Source organism: Alteromonas sp. RW2A1 (assembly GCF_001886475.1).
In the GTDB taxonomy this organism is placed as follows: Bacteria; Pseudomonadota; Gammaproteobacteria; order Enterobacterales; family Alteromonadaceae; genus Alteromonas; species Alteromonas hispanica.
This window is the reverse complement of sequence record NZ_CP018031.1, coordinates 2,454,055-2,473,901: the sequence shown is the minus strand read 5'-3', so window position 1 is coordinate 2,473,901 and position 19,847 is coordinate 2,454,055. Positions and strand designations below refer to the sequence as shown.

Annotated in this window: 19 protein-coding genes; 15 read left to right on the top strand and 4 right to left on the bottom strand. The window is 44.1% G+C overall.

Features of this window, described 5'->3' with window-relative positions:
• Positions 1-149 precede the first annotated feature (149 nt).
• Together BM528_RS11065 and BM528_RS11060 are read left to right on the top strand one after the other, a co-directional pair.
• On the top strand, positions 150-371 hold the full coding sequence (locus BM528_RS11065; RefSeq protein ID WP_071979852.1) for a TIGR02450 family Trp-rich protein: 222 nt from the start codon (positions 150-152) through the stop codon (positions 369-371).
• Between the two features lie 63 nt (positions 372-434).
• The gene (locus BM528_RS11060; RefSeq protein WP_071979851.1) at positions 435-1,970 is read left to right on the top strand and encodes a BCCT family transporter; all 1,536 of its coding nucleotides are present in this window, start codon (positions 435-437) and stop codon (positions 1,968-1,970) included.
• Positions 1,971-2,077: 107 nt separating this feature from the next.
• Here the strand turns inward: BM528_RS11060 and BM528_RS11055 are convergent, their stop codons facing one another.
• Entirely contained in the window at positions 2,078-3,253 is a 1,176-nt protein-coding gene (locus BM528_RS11055) for a saccharopine dehydrogenase family protein (RefSeq protein ID WP_071979850.1), read from the bottom strand.
• 185 nt (positions 3,254-3,438) lie between these two features.
• Positions 3,439-4,641, bottom strand: a complete 1,203-nt coding sequence (locus tag BM528_RS11050; RefSeq protein WP_071979849.1) for an aminotransferase class I/II-fold pyridoxal phosphate-dependent enzyme — start codon at positions 4,639-4,641, stop codon at positions 3,439-3,441.
• A gap of 330 nt (positions 4,642-4,971) precedes the next feature.
• Between BM528_RS11050 and BM528_RS11045 the strand changes: the two genes are divergently transcribed.
• Positions 4,972-7,335, top strand: coding sequence for a zinc-dependent metalloprotease (locus tag BM528_RS11045; protein ID WP_232230644.1), 2,364 nt, complete (start codon positions 4,972-4,974; stop codon positions 7,333-7,335).
• Between the two features lie 286 nt (positions 7,336-7,621).
• Here the strand turns inward: BM528_RS11045 and BM528_RS11040 are convergent, their stop codons facing one another.
• Positions 7,622-8,377, bottom strand: a complete 756-nt coding sequence (locus tag BM528_RS11040) for a HesA/MoeB/ThiF family protein (protein ID WP_071979847.1) — start codon at positions 8,375-8,377, stop codon at positions 7,622-7,624.
• A gap of 139 nt (positions 8,378-8,516) precedes the next feature.
• On the opposite strand from BM528_RS11040, the gene moaB reads away from it, so the two are divergent.
• The 7 genes from moaB to BM528_RS11005 all read left to right on the top strand — a co-directional run bounded on the left by moaB (position 8,517) and on the right by BM528_RS11005 (position 13,500).
• Positions 8,517-9,023, top strand: coding sequence for a molybdenum cofactor biosynthesis protein B (gene moaB, locus BM528_RS11035; RefSeq protein ID WP_071979846.1), 507 nt, complete (start codon positions 8,517-8,519; stop codon positions 9,021-9,023).
• Entirely contained in the window at positions 9,020-9,508 is a 489-nt protein-coding gene (moaC, locus tag BM528_RS11030) for a cyclic pyranopterin monophosphate synthase MoaC (protein WP_071979845.1), read from the top strand. Before moaB ends, moaC begins: the two co-directional genes overlap by 4 nt.
• Before the next feature lie 85 nt (positions 9,509-9,593).
• Positions 9,594-9,830: a MoaD/ThiS family protein gene (locus BM528_RS11025; RefSeq protein WP_232230475.1), complete on the top strand. Its 237-nt coding sequence runs from the start codon at positions 9,594-9,596 to the stop codon at positions 9,828-9,830.
• A 2-nt stretch (positions 9,831-9,832) separates the two neighbouring features.
• Complete coding sequence (locus BM528_RS11020; protein WP_083595266.1) at positions 9,833-10,306, top strand: molybdenum cofactor biosynthesis protein MoaE; 474 nt, start codon at positions 9,833-9,835, stop codon at positions 10,304-10,306.
• 10 nt (positions 10,307-10,316) lie between these two features.
• Positions 10,317-11,591, top strand: a complete 1,275-nt coding sequence (gene modA, locus BM528_RS11015; RefSeq protein ID WP_071979843.1) for a molybdate ABC transporter substrate-binding protein — start codon at positions 10,317-10,319, stop codon at positions 11,589-11,591.
• Complete coding sequence (modB, locus tag BM528_RS11010; protein ID WP_071979842.1) at positions 11,579-12,286, top strand: molybdate ABC transporter permease subunit; 708 nt, start codon at positions 11,579-11,581, stop codon at positions 12,284-12,286. Before modA ends, modB begins: the two co-directional genes overlap by 13 nt.
• Entirely contained in the window at positions 12,286-13,500 is a 1,215-nt protein-coding gene (locus BM528_RS11005; protein ID WP_156844051.1) for an ATP-binding cassette domain-containing protein, read from the top strand. The genes modB and BM528_RS11005 overlap by 1 nt, the downstream gene beginning before the upstream one ends.
• Here the strand turns inward: BM528_RS11005 and hemN are convergent.
• Entirely contained in the window at positions 13,487-14,896 is a 1,410-nt protein-coding gene (hemN, locus tag BM528_RS11000; RefSeq protein WP_071979841.1) for an oxygen-independent coproporphyrinogen III oxidase, read from the bottom strand. The genes BM528_RS11005 and hemN overlap by 14 nt on opposite strands.
• Before the next feature lie 145 nt (positions 14,897-15,041).
• Between hemN and BM528_RS10995 the strand changes: the two genes are divergently transcribed.
• From BM528_RS10995 to BM528_RS10975, 5 genes are all read left to right on the top strand, one after another.
• Positions 15,042-15,800 carry an SGNH/GDSL hydrolase family protein gene (locus tag BM528_RS10995; protein ID WP_198033553.1) on the top strand — a complete coding sequence of 253 codons (759 nt, stop codon included), beginning with the start codon at positions 15,042-15,044 and terminating at the stop codon, positions 15,798-15,800.
• A 160-nt stretch (positions 15,801-15,960) separates the two neighbouring features.
• Complete coding sequence (locus tag BM528_RS10990) at positions 15,961-16,611, top strand: DsbA family oxidoreductase (protein ID WP_071979839.1); 651 nt, start codon at positions 15,961-15,963, stop codon at positions 16,609-16,611.
• 212 nt (positions 16,612-16,823) lie between these two features.
• Positions 16,824-17,510: a histidine phosphatase family protein gene (locus BM528_RS10985; RefSeq protein WP_071979838.1), complete on the top strand. Its 687-nt coding sequence runs from the start codon at positions 16,824-16,826 to the stop codon at positions 17,508-17,510.
• Positions 17,511-17,521: 11 nt separating this feature from the next.
• Positions 17,522-18,736 carry an acyl-CoA dehydrogenase family protein gene (locus tag BM528_RS10980; RefSeq protein WP_071979837.1) on the top strand — a complete coding sequence of 405 codons (1,215 nt, stop codon included), beginning with the start codon at positions 17,522-17,524 and terminating at the stop codon, positions 18,734-18,736.
• A 9-nt stretch (positions 18,737-18,745) separates the two neighbouring features.
• Positions 18,746-19,807 carry a phosphotransferase family protein gene (locus BM528_RS10975; RefSeq protein ID WP_071979836.1) on the top strand — a complete coding sequence of 354 codons (1,062 nt, stop codon included), beginning with the start codon at positions 18,746-18,748 and terminating at the stop codon, positions 19,805-19,807.
• Positions 19,808-19,847: the final 40 nt, after the last annotated feature.

Below are 19,847 nucleotides of genomic sequence, written 5' to 3'. Positions count from 1 at the left end.
ATTCTGCCGCATTTATTATCTGAATTTGTGCCAAACAGCTATTTTTTCAAGCCGTTATTTAACTAAGCTTTTATTAAACAAGCTGTTATTAAACAAGTGCAATGCTGTGGCATTCACGACTTACAACCCCATCAAGTAAGAGTTCTCTTATGTCATCACATCAAATCAATCCAAAAAAGTTACATCATAGTAAGTGGACATCAACATCGCCCGTGAACAAAGAAAAGCATTTTATGGTCACAGAAGTTAACTTTGACGAAGACGGTTTAATTACTGCATGCCTATTAGAATCGATGATGTCAAAAATTGAGTATTCAATTGACTGGCGAGAGCTAAAAGACACAACAAAGTGGCGACAGGGCTGGAAGTAGCTCGAGTAAAACTGTTGGCACACCGTCTAAATTTTAAAACGCAAAAGGCGCTTCACAGATAGCATGAATTTTGAAAATGATGTAAACCCTAAACCTAAAATAAACATTCCGCTTTTCGCTATTACTGCAGGCTTTATTACCCTGTTTTGTCTAATGGCATTGATAGATGTTAAAACACTCGCTCAATGGGTAGACAGCAGTTTTGATTGGTCGGTAAGGCATTTTGGGCTGTACTGGCAGTTGCTTTTACTTGCCACGTTTTTAATTGGCATTGTAATGGCCTGCATGCCTGGGGCTCACTCAGTCATGGGGAATATAGACAAGCCCGAGTTCTCAAACTTTCAGTGGGGCTCCATGATCATGTGTACGCTGCTAGCCGGCGGCGGTGTATTTTGGGCTGCGGGCGAGCCCATGGCCCATTTCTTGAGCGTTCCTCCGGTATTTGGCGATGTCAAAGCGGGTACTGAAGAGGCCACCGTCTATGCGTTGGCGCAATCTTATCTTCATTGGGGTTTTCTCGCGTGGGCTATTTTAGGCAGTCTTACTACCATCATGTTAATGCACTATCACTATGAAAAAGGTTTACCATTAGCCCCTAGAACTCTGCTTTATCCGGTGTTTAAGCACCGAGCAATCGAAGGACCTATTGGCACAGTCACAGATGCGGTATGCATTATCGCTGTGGTTGCAGGAACCGTTGGGCCAATTGGCTTTCTGGGGTTACAAGTAAGCTATGGTTTAAACTCCTTGTTTGATATAGCCGATAATGCCACTACACAAACTATTGTGATTGGTGTACTTACGGTAATTTACGTTGCCTCGGCCATAACAGGTGTTACCAAAGGAATACAATTATTGAGTCGGCTAAATATGATTTTAGCGGTGGTTTTGCTGGCCTTTTTAATGATCTCCACCAGTGCGTTGGTAATTCTATCTAGCTTTTTCGATGCCTTAGCGATTCACGTTACCAACTTTTTTCAAATGGCGCTATACCGAGGAGACGCTGGCGTTTTTGGTGATGCAGGCTGGCTTGGCTCGTGGACAGTGTTTTTTTGGGGGTGGTTTATTGGCTACGGCCCTATGATGGCTATTTTCATTGCGCGTATAAGTAAGGGCCGTTCTATCCGCGCTATTATTTTCATGCTGTCTATCATTGCACCGCTTATTACTATGTTCTGGTTTACCATTGTTGGGGGAACTGGGCTGTCTTTAGAGTTATCTTCACCCGGCACTATCTCAACGGCATTTGAGGGCTTTAATCTGCCTGCGGCGTTGCTTGCTATTACACAGGCGCTGCCTCTAGGTGCTATTGTGTCGTTCATGTTTTTATTACTTACCATGACCTTTGTAGCCACCACAGGTGACTCTATGACTTATGTGTTGTCTGTATCTATGTCGAATTCCGACCAGCCAGCCACCTTTGTAAGGGTATTTTGGGGCATTGCAATGGGACTAATGGCAGCCATTCTTATCATGATTGGCTCTGGCGGTATCGATGAACTGCAGGCATTTATTGTGGTGAGCGCTGTACCTGTATCGCTTATTTTACTTCCTTCGCTGTGGGATGCTCCGAGAATTGTAAAATCTAAAAAGCCGTGAAAACGGCTTGCGCCTTTCTCACGGCTTTAATGTATTTATGTTTCAGCGCCAGCGATATTGCTAATGCAAGTCGCTAGCACATCGGTGGTCGCAAATGCGAGAAAACGTTACTTTTCAATGGTAAACGTAAGGCCTGCATTTGCTTCCAACCTGCTTGTAAGGTGATCACCTAGCGCAGAGGCTGGCGTGAAAAAACCGCCTGAAAGGCTAACGTCTTTACACAAGCACAGTGCAGATTCAGAAATCATTTTACTGGTAGAACCATAGCCTGGGTCTTTGTCCCCCTTAACTGATACAGCAAGCATATCGCCACTGGTTGCAGTGCCTACAAACATAACGTCATAAAAGCCGTTTTCACGCTCTTCTTTACTTGGGCCTTCTCCGGGTTTTGGGCCATCATCACTGGCTAACGATTTATCATTGGCTACGTGTTTGGCCATCGCTTCACCTTTTTCACCCGGTCCGGTCATTAGCATTTCATCGTATTTGAAAGCTTTGCCATATGCATAGTTGCTAAGATAGTTAGCGCGGTGAACATTTTTCGTATTGATGGCAGCCATGATAAAAGGTGCTACCCAGGTCCCTAACTCTTCATCGAAATAGGGCTTATTGCCATCTGGCTGCTCTGTAGCCACATTGGTGTCGGCGAGTGAAAAAGGATTGATAAGTGCAGCCATTATTGATTTGTCTTTTTTCGCTGCAACCATGGTGGCCTTTAGGCTAGCAGCAGTGCCGCCAGAAAAGGTTCCCTGCATCTTGCGTACTCGGCCTTTCACATATTCAATCGGGTTACCAGTTTGTTTTTTAGCGTGTTGCTGAAGGTAATGCACACCAAGGTCGAAAGGTACAGAGTCGAAGCCACACGAAAAGACGATGTTTGCGCCTGTCTCTTTTGCTTTATCATTGTACTTATTGATCATTTGGTGCATCCACGCTGGTTCACCGCATAAGTCTGTATATCCGGTGCCGTTATCAACACAGGCAGAGAGCAGTTTTTCACCGTAAATTTGATATGGGCCAACAGTGGTGAGTACAACTTGTGTTCTTTGTGCAAGGGCGTTTAATGCCGTTTCGTCATCGCCGTCTGCAACGATGGTTTCAATTTCATCACTAATACCTAACTCTTGCTTTACATCGTTGAGTTTTTGCTCGTTCCGACCCGCAATGGCCCACTTAACGCTACTGTCGTTTCCGTATTGTGACTGGAAATATTCTGCAACTAACTTTCCTGTAAACCCTGTGGCACCAAAAATAACCACATCAAAATCTCGTTCAATACTCATAATTGCGTCCTGTTGTCTGATAGTTCTAATTTCTGTAACTCAAATATACCTATCTCGTACTCGTACCATTATTTTTTTGCATAATATTTGTATATTCATGAAACCGCTGAACCGTTTTCGTACCAATTTAGCGACAGCTTATTAAGCGAAAGACTCTTTAGTAAAAGATTCTTTATTAAAAAAGATCATTCAGCAGCAGAGCACTCAGCGACAAATCGCGCTAGTCTCTCAAGCCCCTTTATTAAGTCACTTTCATTAGTGGCAAACGATAAACGAACATAGTTGTCTGCGTTATGCTCTCCAAAATCGTTACCCGGAGTTAGAGCGACATGGTATTTCTCTAATAATTTGTCGCAAAACTCGATAGCTGTAAGACCGGTTTTTTGAATGTTGATATACGCATAAAATGCACCGTCTGGATTAGCATCAACAGGTAGTCCCATAGTGGTTAATGCTGAAAATACCAAGTTGGCCCGTTTGCTCAGTGTTTGTCTATTTTCCTCACATTGCGCCAGTGCCTCTGGCGTAAAGCACGCAAGTGCTGCCTTTTGAGAGAGTGTAGATGGGCATATAAAAAGATTTTGAGCTAGTCGCTCTACAATGGCGGTCATTTCTGCTGGCACTACACACCAGCCTAGGCGCCAACCCGTCATACCAAAATATTTAGAAAAGCTATTTATCACAATGACTGTATCTTGTAACTGCGCATTTTTCAGCACAGTGGTGGCTGCGTTGATGTCACTGTTATCATCATTGTTTAAAAGTAAATCTAAATAGATTTCATCGACAATTAAAAAGCCATTGCGCTGCTTACACAGCTGACCAATTGCAAGCAGTTCAGCAGCATCAATTGCCGTTCCAGTGGGGTTTGCCGGCGTAGCAATGAGTACGCCCTTAGTATTTTGTGACCAGTGCTTTTCAACATCTTTGGCGGTAAGTTGAAAATTATGTTCGCTCACCGTTGGCACTAAACTAACGTCGGCACCAAAGGCATTAAGGAAGCGTCGATTACAAGGGTAAGAAGGGTCTCCCAAAATTACGTTATCGCCAGGCTCAACTAATGCCGCGCTAGCTAACAGCAACGCGGCGCTTGCGCCTGCGGTTACAACAATACGGCTAGGCTCAATATCGACATTGTGTTTTTGGTGATAAAAATTTGCGATGGCGGCCCGCAACTCTGGTGTGCCTAATGCCGAAGTGTACGGATAGTGTGGGGCGTCTAATGAAGATTTCATCGCTTCTATAACTGGTTTAGGGGCACCAAAATCGGGTTCTCCTAAGTTAAGGCGTATAACATCGTGGCCATTCTCTAGCAGAGCTGTTGCTTTTTCACCGTAAGCCATGGCGAGGAAGGGGGAAATGGCAGTCGCTCGATTAGTAAATTTCAAAATACAAACCTTAGTGTGGGAAGCAATAAGCTATTGCTTGAAAAAAATTCCATACGATACCAGCACGTTACCAAAAGCTGACAATCTCTTACAGTCTTTTGCTTATTCCCGCAGTGTGATGGGGTGTGATTTCAGTCTATTCAACAAATCGTCGTATTTTTGCGACCGCGATGATAGGCAAAGATAGGCAAACAGGATTGCTTGGGGTAGGCTAACCTAAAGCACCCACTCAGAAGGAATTTACAAATGCAGCGTTCCACTTGGTTTAAAAAGTACAAGCAACGCGTACTTTCTATCAGACAGCCCCTCACAATTTTGTTTGCGCTTTTAATGACAAGCTCTTCACTGGCTTGGGCTGCTGTGCCTAGTATTAGTGAATTTTCTCAGGGGATGACGAAAAAAAGTGGTTTAATACCCATGTATTATGATGATACTGCGGGAAAGGTATTCTTGGCTATTCCGGCATCTGATGAACAATATCTGTTCCAGAGTAGTCTGCCTTACGGTGTTGGTTCCAACGATATTGGGTTAGATAGAGGGCAGCTAGGCCGCACGCGACTCGTTTCTTTTGAGCGCTTTGGTAATAAGTTAATGCTTACCCAGCACAATACTAAATACCGTGCTGCACATGGCTCTGCTGCTGAAAAGCAAAGTATCAACGAAGCCTTTGCAAGTTCTGTTATCGCGGGTTTTACTATAGTGGCAAAAAACGATGCCACGAACCTGATTGATTACACCGATTATTTGCTAAGTGATGTTCACGGCATAGGCAATCGTTTGTCTGGGCGTGATCAAGGCAGCTATAGCGTTGATAAAATGCGAAGTGGCGTTTACCTGCCTCGCACAAAAGGTTTTGAAAAAAACACAGAGCTTGAAGCACTGGTAACCTTTAAAGGGAAGAACCCGGGGGGCTATGTTCAGCAGGTCACTCCAGATGCAGAAAGCTTAAGTGTTCATTTACATCATTCATTTGTAGCTCTGCCTGAACCAGGGTATACCCCTCGCGTTTATCACCCGTACTCGGGCTATTGGAAATTCAATTATTACGATTATTCCACTGCTATTACGGAGGCAACAGAGCAGCGATTTATTACTCGCCACCGCTTAGAAAAGAAAACTCCCCACGCAGCAATGAGCGAGGCGATAGAGCCTATTGTTTACTATTTAGATCCGGGTATTCCCGAGCCGGTAATGTCTTCGCTTAAAGAAGGAGCAAGTTGGTGGAATCAGGCTTTCGAAGCTGCCGGTTTTAAAAACGCATTTCAGGTTAAAGTGTTGCCTGAAGGTGCAGACCCCATGGACGTGCGCTATAACGTTATAAACTGGGTCCACAGAGCAACACGAGGATGGTCTTATGGTTCATCTGTCGTTGACCCAAGAACTGGCGAAATTATAAAAGGCCACGTTACGCTAGGCTCGCTTAGGGTGCGACAAGACTATTTAATAGCGCTTGGACTCACCAGCCCGTTTACTGACGGCAATGCCGACACAAGCGCCCAGCAAGAAATGGCGCTAGACAGAATAAAACAGCTTTCAGCTCATGAAGTAGGGCATACATTGGGAATTGCTCATAACTTTGCAGCCAGTGAAAACAACCGCGCCTCGGTTATGGACTATCCACACCCGCGCATAACGCTAGTCGATGGTAATATAAGTTTGGAAAACGCCTATGACAAAGGAATAGGTGATTGGGATAAACATGCAGTAACCTATGGCTACGCCACCTTTGCAAACGATAAGGAAGAGGTCGAGGCGTTATCAAAAATTATTGTTAAGGCTAGAAACGCTGGCTTAGCCTTTAAATCTGATTCAGATACACGCAGCTCTCGTCATGGTTCAGCAAATGGGCACATGTGGGAAAATGGTGACGACCCGCTAGATGCTTTCGATGATATTTCTAATATTCGCAATGTGGCGCTGAAAAACCTCGGCATCAACACGCTAGCGGAGAATGCCAGTTTATCCTCACTTGAAAATAGCTTAGTGCCTATTTATTTGCTTCACAGGTACCAGCTAGAAGCTGTTGCTAAGCAGGTAGGTGGTTTGCATTATGAATATGAGCGAAAGGGGGATTATGTCACACCACAAGGCCAGACATTTGTGGCGCCTCAGGTACAACAGCGTGCAATGCAGCAGTTAATTAAAGCCTCTACTACAAGCTACTTGGCGATGCCAGATAGCGTGTTATCGCTTATTCCTCCTACGGCTTATGGTGATGATGTTACCCGAGAGCAGTTTAAGGGCAAGATGGGACTAATGTTAGATCCGGTTTCAGCTGCTGCTTCGGCTGCTGACTTTTCGCTGTCACTTTTGCTTCACCCAGAGCGTTTAAACCGTTTAGAGTGGCAAGCAACAAGTAGCAAAGACAGACGCAAAAAAGTAGGTGTTAAGTTACTGCTTAAACAAATACTCAATGTTCATTGGTACAAAAACGACAGCGACGGCCCATTAGCTAAACGCCTGCAATTAGTTGCGCTTAATGCCATCATGAAGGCAGTAACTAACGACAGTCTTGCCCCTGAAGTTAAATTGGCGGCTGACGAAACTCTTTTGGAGTTTGCTGAGTGGCTAGACGACAACGCAGACGATGATAAGTATGAAATTCTGCATGGCTATTTTGATACTTACTTCGCTAGTGGCACTTGGCCTGCAGCGTTTGAAGTAATGCCATTGCCGCCGGGGTCTCCTATTTAAGCAAGGTGCTAAACTGAGACGGCGAAAAATCGGCCGCACACACTATTATGTAATTGCACAGGTTAAAACCGCTTTTGTTATCAAGGGCGGTTTAATTAGATGGTCCGCCTCACCTCTAAGCTAATCTTAGAGTTAGGCAATCAAAGAGGCGAACCATCATGTCTACTATTAAAGTTCTTGGAATCGCGAAAGCGCCTAAACAGACTCCGAATACATTAGCGCATAACCAACCCCGTTATCGAAATTAATCATTGCAATAACGAGGCGGACCATACATTTTTATGCCCTAGTTACAAATTTCGCAGGTCTTATTATTGGGAAGTTGCCAGCGTTGCCATTCGTGGGTAAGTGCATCAAACGTGAGAAGTGTATTTAAGGGAATATCTTTGAATTCCATCATTATTTGCATTGCCAGCATCGCTTGGTAAGTGCCAATGATATTAGCAACGGGCGAAAATATCCCAGATTCAAGGCAGCTTAAGTCAGGGGCAGTAAATAACTTTCTCAAGCATCCATAGCATTTGCTTTTACCCGGAATGGCCACAAACAATTGCCCTTCAAAGCGAATGGCAGCACCGGATACCAAGGGGGTGTTATTGGCATAGCACAAGGTGTTAATAAGGTCACGAGAGTCGGCATTATCAGTACAATCTAGCACAATGTCACAGCGTTTGATTAACGCCTCATGTTCTAAAGAAAATGCTTCTTCTATGGCATTAATAGCGCAATGAGAGTTCATTTTTACCAATTGCTCACGGGCTGCTTTCACCTTGCTTGAACCTGCCGAGGTTTCGTTAAACAGGGTTTGGCGATGCAGATTAGTCACGTCTACTTTATCAAAATCAACCAGCGTAATTTCGCCCACACCGCTCGCACATAGGCTCGTTGCCGCCGCGTTACCTAAACCGCCCATTCCAACAATAAGTACACGTGCGTTTAACAGTGACTCTTGTCCACCCAAGTCGATATTTGGGAGCACAATATGGCGGTTGTATCGCATAGCATCTTCGTTGGAAATTGTGTTACGGCTAATTTTAGGCATTGGTTAAGTTAACTTAAGTGTTGAATTCATGGCGCACACCCTTATAAAGTGTCTACTCATAAAATGATTGTACTAGTTGCACGTAATTCTACACTTTATCAAAACCAGACGAGATGTCGCACGCAAAATAGGATTTTATATGTCTGTTGTTAGCCAGCCGCTAAACATTGCCGTACTCACTATTTCAGATACCAGGTCGCTGGATAATGACAAATCTGGAGATTTTTTAACTCAGGCTCTCACTCAAGCGGGCCATTCGCTTGCCGACCGCGCTATAGTAAAAGACGATATCTATCAGCAGCGTGCAGTTGTGTCTGGTTGGATTGCCGATGCAAATATTCATGCAGTGTTGATAACCGGTGGTACGGGCTTTACTCATAGAGACTCAACGCCTGAAGCAATAAGCGTATTGTTTGATAAAGAAGTCGATGGCTTTGGTGAGCTATTTCGTCAGCTTAGCTATGAGGAGATAGGAACCTCTACTATCCAGTCGAGAGCGCTTGCAGGCTTTGCAAATAATACCGTAATATTTTGTTTACCGGGCTCTACTGGGGCTTGTCGTACCGGGTGGGAGAAAATTATTGCCAGCCAACTTAACGCAGACTTTAAACCCTGTAATTTTGTTAAACACCTGGTACAAGCATGACTAAATCTGAAAATAAATTTAGCCATATCGATGCTGGCGGCCAGGCAAATATGGTTGATGTAAGTGACAAAAGTGAAACTAAGCGAGAAGCCGTTGCCGAAGGCTTTTTGTATGTAAACGATAGCGTTATTAAGCAAATCAGCGAAGCGAAGATAGCCAAAGGCGACGTGTTTGCTGTAGCACGGGTAGCCGGTATCCAGGGTGCAAAACGCTGTAGCGACCTCATTCCACTATGTCACCCGTTAGCTCTGTCGAAAGTTGACGTAGACTTCGAAATTCAAGCTTCGCAACAACGTATAAGGGCAAGCTGTTACTGTAAGCTCAGTGGAAAAACAGGCGTTGAAATGGAGGCGCTTACTGGCGTGAACGTTGCTCTACTCACCTTATTTGACATGTGTAAGGCCATCGATCCTGCCATGTATATGAATGGCGTGCGAGTTGTTGAGAAAAAAGGCGGAAAAACCGGTCATTGGACCTATCCATGATAAAAGCACTTCATGGTCTCGTGTTGAGCTTTTCGCTCAGTACTACTTTGCAATTTTTAGAGATAGCTCACTCATGCAGATAACAGTGAAAACATTCGCACAGACTCGCGAACTTTCAAAAACTCCTAGCTTACATCTTGAAATTGAAGAGGGCGAAACGGTAGCTAACGTTACATCGCGTTTAAAAAATATGGACAGCAACTGGGCGCTTGCCTTAGAGGGAAGTGTTTTGACCGCCCGAAATCAGCAGCTATGCGACAGTAAAACAGTACTGGGTGCCAACGATGAATTGGCCTACTTTCCGCCCGTCACGGGAGGCTAGGGGTGTTTTCTTTTATTCAAGAGCACGATTTCAACCAAGCTGAACTTTACACAAAACTTCAGCAAGATGCTCAGCACCGAGCACCAGGTAACACAGGCGCAATCGTAACGTTTACTGGTTTGGTTCGAGACTTTAATATGGCTGGGGACATTGATGGTATTACGCTGGAGCATTACCCAGAAATGACAGAGAAAGCGCTTGGTCTGTTAGTAGAAAAAGCAGTTACTCGATTTTCTTTAACAAGTGCCGCGGCTGTTCACAGAGTGGGGCGAATTTATAATAACGAGCAAATAGTTTGGGTGGGTTGTGCTGGAGCTCACCGACAAGAGGCGTTCGATGGGGCGTGTTTTTTGATGGATATGCTAAAACAATCGGTTCCTCTTTGGAAAAAAGAGTTCAAGGGCAATACATCAAAATGGGTAGAGGCAAAGAGCTCTGACGATGCTGCCGCTTTAAAATGGATGACTAAACCTTGATACAAGTACGATGAAGTATTTCAACATTCACCTCATCGGTATCTTACTCTTACAGGTAATGCTGATAGCGCCCTCAACGAATGCCGCTGCCTTGGCTCAAAATAAAGCAGCTGCAAATGCACGCCGAAACATGGAAAAGAGCACGGAAAACGGTACTGAAAAAGGCACCGAAAACAGCCTCAGCAACGATAAACATTCACTCAGCACAACTGATTTGTTAAATACATTGCGAATGAGGTTTTCCGAATCACCGCCGTTAAAAATTGCTGTAGCCGCTAACTTTTCAGAGCCATTGCATGCTCTTACATCTTCGTTTACCGAGCTCACAGGTATTCAAGTATCGATTACCACCTCCTCTAGCGGTACTCTTTATGCGCAAATGCTTCACGGCGCAGGTTTTGATATTTTTATGTCTGCAGATTCAGCAAGACCAGTAGCTCTAGTTGAGAATGAAAAAGTGCATATAAATAATGTAGTGAACTATGCACAAGGACGGTTAGCATTGGTCTCCTCAGTTCTATCTGCTGAAAACAAGGCGTTTAATGCAGCTGCCATTCAACGAATTCTAGATAAGCCAAATGAAAAGCTTGCTATCGCTAACCCTAAACTTGCACCCTACGGGGTGGCGGCAAAACAAGTGTTGCAGAGTCTATCGCTTTATAGCGCAGTAGAGCGTCGATTAGTGAAAGGGAAAAACGTATTGCAGACTTATCAATATTTAAGCTCTGGTAATGTCAGCCACGCCCTTGTTGCCTATTCTACAGTGCTTTCCCAACACGGAGGGCTTGAGCAAAAGCTTTTAAATCAGAAGCCACAAAAACAGGAGATTCTCAAACAAGGGCGACAGTTACAACACGCTGGAAATTGGGTGCTAATAGATAAATCGCTGCATGAACCTATCATTCAGTCTCTTGTTATCAACAGTAAAAAAGCGGCATCACTGAGTCCCAATCTGTTCGATAACGAAGCCGTTTATAACACGCCCTTTAATTATGAAAACGCTAAAAGCGAAAGTAGAGAAAATAACGTAAGTCGAAAAGACAGCTTAGCTCACGTAGATCACGTAGATCTTGAGCAGGTAATGTTAGCGAAGCTAACCACGGCGAGTGTGTTTGTTCAGTACCTAATGTCGAGTAACGTGCAGATGTCTCTTAAACACTGGGGTTATGAACCGGCGATAAATGCTAAAAATAAAAGTTCTTCGGAAACAGCCGTGTATATAAATAAGGCAAATGAGGCGAATTGTACAAATGGAGCAAATGGAGCAAACGCATGGAGTATGTGAATACTGATATGCTAAATGCGGTGTCTCTAACGTTTAAACTTGCGCTAGTAACGAGCTTATTGCTTTTGCTCATCGTAATGCCATTAGCCTGGTTCTTAGCAAATTGGCGTCATAGCGCAAAATCATTCGTTCTTTCTATTTTTGCACTACCTTTGGTGCTGCCACCCACGGTGCTTGGCTTTTATTTGCTCATCGCTTTTTCGCCTGAAAGCGCGCTAGGTGCGTGGTGGTTGGATTTGTTTGGAAGCACGTTGGCGTTCAGTTTTGAAGGCCTTGTGCTGGGATCGCTTATCTATTCTCTGCCATTCGCATTGCAACCACTTTACAGTGGCTTTACTCAGCTCAATAAGGGCTATTTAGAAGTAGCAACTTCTCTTGGCTTTTCACCTTTAGAAACCTTTTTTCGCATTGTATTACCTCAGTGTAAGGCCGCTGTTATTGTCGCGTTTGGTTTAAGCTTCGCTCATACTGTTGGTGAGTTCGGCGTTGTGCTTATGATTGGCGGTAATATACCCACCGAAACTCAGGTGCTTTCTATTGCATTATATGAGCAGGTGGAGGCGCTAGAATATGAACGCGCGCACGTTATGTCATTAGGGTTGCTCGTGTTTTCATTCGTCGCGCTGGCGCTGTTATATCGATTTGATGGAAATAAGCGCCACTCTGCGGTATCCCAGCATCGGGTGAGGTCTTGATGAGTTTGTCGTTGAATGTGGCTTTACATGGAAGAATAGAAGGCGAAGCGACGTTTTGTGCAACTTCACGCTTTATTGGCATAACAGGGCCTTCAGGGGCAGGCAAAAGCAGCTTCTTGCGCTGTATTGCTGGCTTTGAAAAAGAGGCAAAGGTTCGGGCTTCGTGGCCAAGCCAGATAGCCTCAAAAGAAGCACAGCTAAAAATTGGGATCGTTTTCCAACAGCCCTTATTGTTTCCCCATGTTAATGTGCAAGGTAATTTAGGGCTTGCTCGACGCCATGCAAGTAAAAATGCTATTTCTATTGAAGAAGCGCTGACTGGATGCTGTTGCTCGCACTTAGTCCATAAGTCGATAGATTCCCTATCAGGCGGGGAGGCACAGCGAGTAGCTATTGCTAGAGCCCTGGTGAACGGGCCAGATATTCTTTTACTCGATGAGTCGTTAAGCGCTATTGATAGCCAAACCCGCCGAAAAATCTATAGGTTTTTGCATAAACTTTGCGCATCGAGTTTACTCACCTGTTTAGTTGTTTCTCACGATATTGATGATCTTTTACTGTTTAGCGATGAACTTGTTTACATTCACAACGGCAACATTGCAGCGGTAGGCGAGGTCAATAATGTGATACAAGCCATGTTCCGATATGGTGGCATGGAAAGTATGGAAACACCCTCTGCGGTTATAGATGCTGTTGTGGAGCATTTGATTGAGCCAGAGGTTGGCAAAATCGCTGAGCCAGATTCTTCGCTAAACATAGCCAACAGGATTTATAGCGTAATGGCACTCGGGCAGCGCCTGTATGTTTCAGAAAAATCGCTTACTCCTGTCTCTGCATATTCACACACAAGCCCAGAAAGTAAATACGCCGAAAATAAGCCCCTCACAAATGGCCAGCCAGTGCGAATATCGATAAAAGCTAGTGATGTGAGTATAGACACAAACGTTTCTGAGACCTGCGAACAAACCACGTCGAGTATTTTAAATGCACTGACATGCCATATTGAAGATATAACATTCTTTGATAGTCATCAGCAGGGAAGAGTGTTGTTAACGCTAGGTATTCAAGACACTAGCACACAGGGATCAGATAATGACAAAAACGGTTCCCAAATACACCAGGAACCGCTTTATGCTGTTATTAGCGCATTATCTTTTCATCGATTAGCGCTAGAGCGCAACATGCCAGTAGTTGCGCGCTTTAAATTGCTTTAGAGAAACGCGGTATTGTTTTGTTGTCTTTTGCCTGAGCGTTTGAATGAGCTTCCATATGTCCGTCTAAATAAGCGTCGAAGGTTGCACATATCGCTCTAATAAATATTCTTGCATGTTCTGGAACCACAATGCCATGTTCCGTATGCAAAACTAATCCGTCTTTTTGTAATAAGTGAAGCGCGTTAAGTTCGCTGGTAAAATAATCATTAAAGATAATATTGTGCTTTCTCTCGATGTTATTTATGTCCAGCGATAAATTACACATTAAGCTTGATATTACGTCTCTTCTAATGAGGTCGTCACTGGTTAACGACAGCCCTATTGTGGCAACGGGTTCGTTGTTATCTACCTTAGTGTAATAGTCTTTTAATTGTTTAGGGTTTTGCGCGAAGGCATTTCCTATTGTGCTTATTGCAGACACGCCAAAACCGATTAAATCGGTGTTGCCATGCAGCGTGTAACCCTGAAAATTTCTATGTAGTTTGCCAGCTTTTTTTGCCAACGCCAGGTTATCTGATTTTTTAGCAAAATGATCTAGCCCTATCATTTCATATCCAATCTTTTTGAATTCTTTTACCGCCAAGTCATAAAGTTCTGCTTTAAGCTCCGCATTAGGTAAAATGTCGTCGGCGAACTTACGTTGCGCGGCAAAACGCTCCGGTAAATGTGCATAACTAAATAGCGATATTCTGTCGGGTGAAATCGCTTTTGTTGCAGCTATGGTTGTCCTGAACGTGTGGATTGACTGGTGGGGGAGGCCGTAAATAAGATCCAAGTTAATAGAGTTGAACCCTAGGTTCCGGGCTTCGAACACTAAATCTGAAATATGCAGCGTACTTTGCACACGGTTTATGGTTTGCTGAACTTGAAAGTCTGTATCTTGTAGCCCAAAGCTTAGCCTGTTGTAACCTAAGTCTTTTAGCGTATTGAGGTAATGCAAATCTACATTGCGCGGATCGAGTTCAATAGACATTTCAGCGTCTTCATCAAACGATATGTATTTTTTTAGCAATGCCATTAAGGTAGTTTGTTGCTCAACACTGAGAAAGCTCGGCGACCCGCCGCCAAGGTGCAGCGACACAGCCATTTTATCCTTATACAAGTTTGATTTAGCGACTATCTCTTTTTCAATATACGCGAGATACTCATCTGCTTTGCTGTTGTGTCGAGTCACAATTTTGTTACAACCGCAGTAATAGCAAAGAGTTTTACAAAAAGGGATGTGAATATACAGGCTTATGCTATCAGCTTTAGTCGCTTTATTTGCAATGCTAAGAATGTCATTGTTTACTGGCGAAAAGTTTAGAGCAGTAGGGTAGGAAGTATACCGTGGCGCATGCTTGGCGTATTTCTCAATGGTAGTGGTGCGAGCCTGGCTCACCTGTTTCACTGTCATGACATTTCTTCTTGTTGAGGGTTTTGAGTAGACATGGGTATGTTATCGAGTAACAAAGGATGATGAGTTGATCTGGTTCAATATTTTGTATTTTTACTGCTGTTTTTTTGCGCTTTTCCCTGTGATTTCCTTTCAGGCACTTTGGGTGAGAAAAAAGGCACTTAGGCTGCCCGAACCCGTGGGTGCACGAGAAATACCTAGCGAAGTAGAGGTAGAGAGTGAGAAGCAAGAAGCTGAACAAGAAGCCATACAAGAGGCTATACAAAAACCCATAAAAATACTACTTACAGGTGATTCAGCAGCCGCAGGCGTGGGAGTTGAGACACAAAACGATGCTTTGCTAGGTAAACTTCAACAGCAGCTATTAAGTGAAGATAATACCGCGGCATCTATCTGTTTATTAGCAAAAGGGGGGCTTGCTAGTCAGGGGGTACTGGAGTTGCTTCAAAAAGAAAACCCGCGGCGTTTCGACATTGCCGTAGTTTCTATTGGTGTTAATGATGTAACTCGGTTTACGTCACTGAAAGCGTGGAATACTAACGTGAGTCTTATCTACCAATTGCTCGTACAAAAGTTTGGGTGCAAATTAGTGATTTTCTCGGGTTTACCCCCGATGGCTGAATTTCCTGCGATACCTCAACCTTTGCGATATGTATTGGGGCTGCGTGCGGCTATGCTCAATAACGCACTAGAAAAAAGCCTGATTACACTGCCGTTTGGCCGTTTATTGACAGTGAACTTATTGAACAATAATTTTCACACTTATAGTCATTCAGTTAAAAGAAAACCTCTGCTAAATGCAAACATGATGGCCATTGATGGTTTTCATCCGTCATCTGCAGGCTATGCAATTTGGGCAAAGCAAATTGTTACTCTTATCAGAGAAAATAACACGCCCTGGTAAAGAAATATGAACTGTTCGTTGTCTCGCTAATTTGCATACCTGGTATAAACCATTTACGGTGATTGTGGTCAATAAATATTCGGGGCGATAAATTTTGGTTTGGAGCCCCAAAAATTCTTTTTTTTATTGCGTTTATTTTACGAACGTTAAACGAGGCCAAATGCGAACAATAACAATTGATATGGTGTCTGACGTAGTGTGCCCTTGGTGCATTGTAGGTTATAAACATTTACAGCAGGCCATCGATTCACTGGCGCAGGAAAATATAACGGTTGACGTAAAATTTCACCCTTTTGAACTAAACCCTGCTATGACAGAAGAAGGCCAAAATTTACGTGAGCACGTGATGGAAAAATATGGCATCACCGAGCAGCAAAGTAGTGCGAACAGACAGAGGTTAGTGGAGGCAGGTAAAGCCATTGGGTTTGAGTTTAACCTTGCCGATGATGCAACAATGCAAAACACCTTTAAAGCTCACCAACTTATCCACTATGCAGAGGAAGCAGGGTTGGCGCTAGCAATGAAGATGCGTTTATTCGAAGCTTATTTTTCAGAGGGAAAAAACATTAATAATTTAGATGTTTTAGTTCAGGAAGGCGGTATTGTCGGTTTAGATAAGCTGGGCATTACAGAGGCGCTTGAGAGTGAACGCTATGCAGATATTGTTCGGCAAAAGGAGTCGGCTTGGATGCAGCGTGGTATTCAGAGCGTGCCAACATTCGTTATTGGAAATCAGGGAGTTGCTGGTGCGCAAGAACCCGCAACGTTAGCAGCATTTATAAAGGACGCTGCAAATAGCGCTAACGCCTAGCTTTCATCTGCTAGTTTTACCAACCCCGGCTTACACCATCTCTAACGCTGCTGTAGCTTCTCTGCTTACAGCCTTGCTTATTTTGGGAGAGTCAGCATCACTGACATTCTCCCAATAGCTTCACATGATGAACCCCCATTCAAAATATCAATTAAACTTATGCAAGTAGTTTTCTTAGTATGTTTAACATATTAGTAACATACGAGCATGAAATGACAGATATCTATTTAGTTCGTCACGGACAAGCGTCTTTTGGCAAGGCTAATTACGACAAACTAAGCGAGCTTGGGGCGCAGCAAGCCAGATGGCTGGGCGACTATTTTCATCATCGCGATATACATTTCGATTCTGTATTTATGGGCGACATGGTAAGGCATCGAGAAACTAACGAGGGGATTGCAAAAGGATTGTCTGCAGGGGGGAAATCACTTCCTGAGGCGACACGAGATAGCTCACTCAATGAATTCAACTTCCAAGCGGTTGCCGCTGCCTATCTCAATCTCTTTCCCGAAGACAGAGTGCCTGAGGGATCGTCACCCGCCGAATTTTATCGTTTATTAAAAAAAGCCATGCTTGCTTGGTCGCAAGACAAACTTCCTCATGAACTTCTAGACGAAACATGGGCACAGTTCGAGGGACGGGTAAGTAATATGCTCACGCACCTGCAAAATATGGATGCCAAACGTGTATTGGTTGTAAGCTCGGGCGGAGCCATTGCCATGATGCTAAAACACATTTTGGGCTACGACTCCGCCACAGTTATCAATATGAATTTGCAGATACGCAATGCCAGCTTTTCACAATGCTTCGCCAACAAGCGGGGTGTTCATCTAAATAACTTCAACAGCGTACCTCACCTGGATGTGATCGACAGGTTGCACGCCATTACCTACAGCTAAACGGGACAGCTATGAACTTTGAATATAATGAAAAAACGCAGGCGCTTTTGGAAAAATTAAGAGCCTTCATGAAAGAAGAAGTGTACCCCATAGAACAGGAGTACATTCACGCGGTAGAAAATGGTGAGAACCGATGGAAGACACCAGAGTTGATGCAAACGCTCAAGCAAAAGGCTCGAGATGCAGGCTTGTGGAATCTGTTTTTGCCAGAAGAATACAAGCCTTACGGCGCAGGGCTTACTAATGCCGAGTATGCGCCATTGTGTGAAGAGATGGGGCGAGTACTATTTAGTTCTGAAATATTCAACTGCAGCGCGCCAGATACAGGCAATATGGAAGTGTTGGCAAAATACGGAAACGAAGAACAAAAAGAAAAGTGGTTGGTTCCGCTGTTAAACGGCGAAATTCGTTCTGCTTTTGCAATGACCGAGCCAGCGGTAGCATCTAGCGATGCAACAAATATTGAGACGTCTATCACACGCGACGGTGATGAATACGTTATTAACGGTAAAAAGTGGTATACCAGTGGTGCCATGAATGAAAACTGCAAAATCATGATAGTGATGGGGAAAACCGATTTTGATGCTCCTCGTCATCAGCAACAATCGCAGATATTAGTTCCTGTCGATACTAAAGGCGTGACGATTGTAAGACCTATGGCAGCGATGGGCTTTTATGATGAGCCTATTGGTCACGCTGAAGTTCTGTTTGAGAATGTTAGAGTGCCTGCCGAAAACTTGCTTGTGGGCGAGGGTAAAGGCTTTGAAATTGCCCAAGGTCGCCTTGGCCCAGGCAGAATACATCACTGCATGCGTTTAATTGGTTGTGCTCAACGCGCCCTCGATATGGCGTGCGAGCGTGTGGAAGCACGTGTAGCCTTTGGCAAGCCTCTAGCAAAACAGCAGTCGGTTCGCGAAAGCATTGCTAAAATGCATTGTGACATTGAGCAAGCTCGATTACTCACATTGAAAGCTGCGGACAAAATGGACAGGTATGGAAATAAAGTATCTAGAGATCTTATCGCAGCCATAAAAATTGTTGCACCTACTATGGCATGTAACGTTATTGACGAGTCTATTCAAATGCACGGTGCGGCCGGGACTAGCCAAGATTTCGTGCTATCGGCAATGTATGCCTACGCGCGTACAATTAAGCTAGCAGACGGTCCAGATCAAGTGCATATGATGCAGCTGGGCCGCAATTTAATTGCTGATAAAAACGCATAGGGAATTAGTGTGAGTGAAGAAAAAGCAACAGCGCCTCATGCGTTAGATTTAGAAGTTCTTAATCACTATTTAGCCGCTGCATGCCCCGAAATTGGGCATGTAAGCAGCGCTGATAAGTTTTCCGGTGGTCAGTCAAATCCAACCTTTAAGCTGAGTTCTGAAAAGGGAACGTTTGTACTGCGAAGACAGCCGCCTGGCAAATTATTAAAATCTGCCCATGCAGTAGATAGAGAATTTAGAGTTATAAACGCCTTGCAGGAAAGCAACGTGCCGGTTCCTAAAGCATACCACCTGTGCGAAGACACCAGCGTAATAGGCAGTATGTTTTACATTATGGCTTACGTAGAGGGTGAGATATTTTGGAACAGTGCGTTACCTGAAATAGCGTCGGCAAAAACTCGCGGTGCAATGTACGACGAAATGAACAGAGTGTTAGCGTCTTTGCACAGCGTGGATATTCAAGCGGCGGGTCTAAGCGATTACGGTAAACCTGGCAGTTATTTCGAGCGACAATTGAGCCGGTGGACCAAGCAGTATCGCGCGTCAGAGCTAGAGCATATCGAAGAAATTGAACAGCTTATTAGTTATCTTGAAGCAAATTTACCGGAGGATGATGGTCAGACATCACTAGTTCATGGAGATTTCAGGCTCGACAATATGATGTTTGATATGAGTGATAGCGACAACCCAAGAGTGATTGCGGTGCTCGACTGGGAGTTATCGACTTTAGGGCACCCCTATGCAGACTTAGCTTATCAATGTATGCAGCTTAGACTACCCTCTGATATTGCACACGCGGCAGGATTAGGCGGGCTAGATCGGGAAGCCTTGGGTATTCCGTCAGAGCAGGCCTATGTGAATGCCTACTGTCAGCGTCGAAATATTGAGAAAATAAACAATTGGACCTTCTATCTAGCTTTTAGCTTTTTCCGCTTAGCAGCTATTTTGCAGGGCGTGGTAAAACGTGCTCACGACGGCAATGCGTCGAGCGAAAAAGCAATGCAGTTAGGCGCCATGGTGCGTCCATTAGCACAAATAGCTAACCAAACCATACATCAAGATAGCGAATAAAATGCAAAACGAGCGTTTGGTGTAAAACAGAATACGGAGT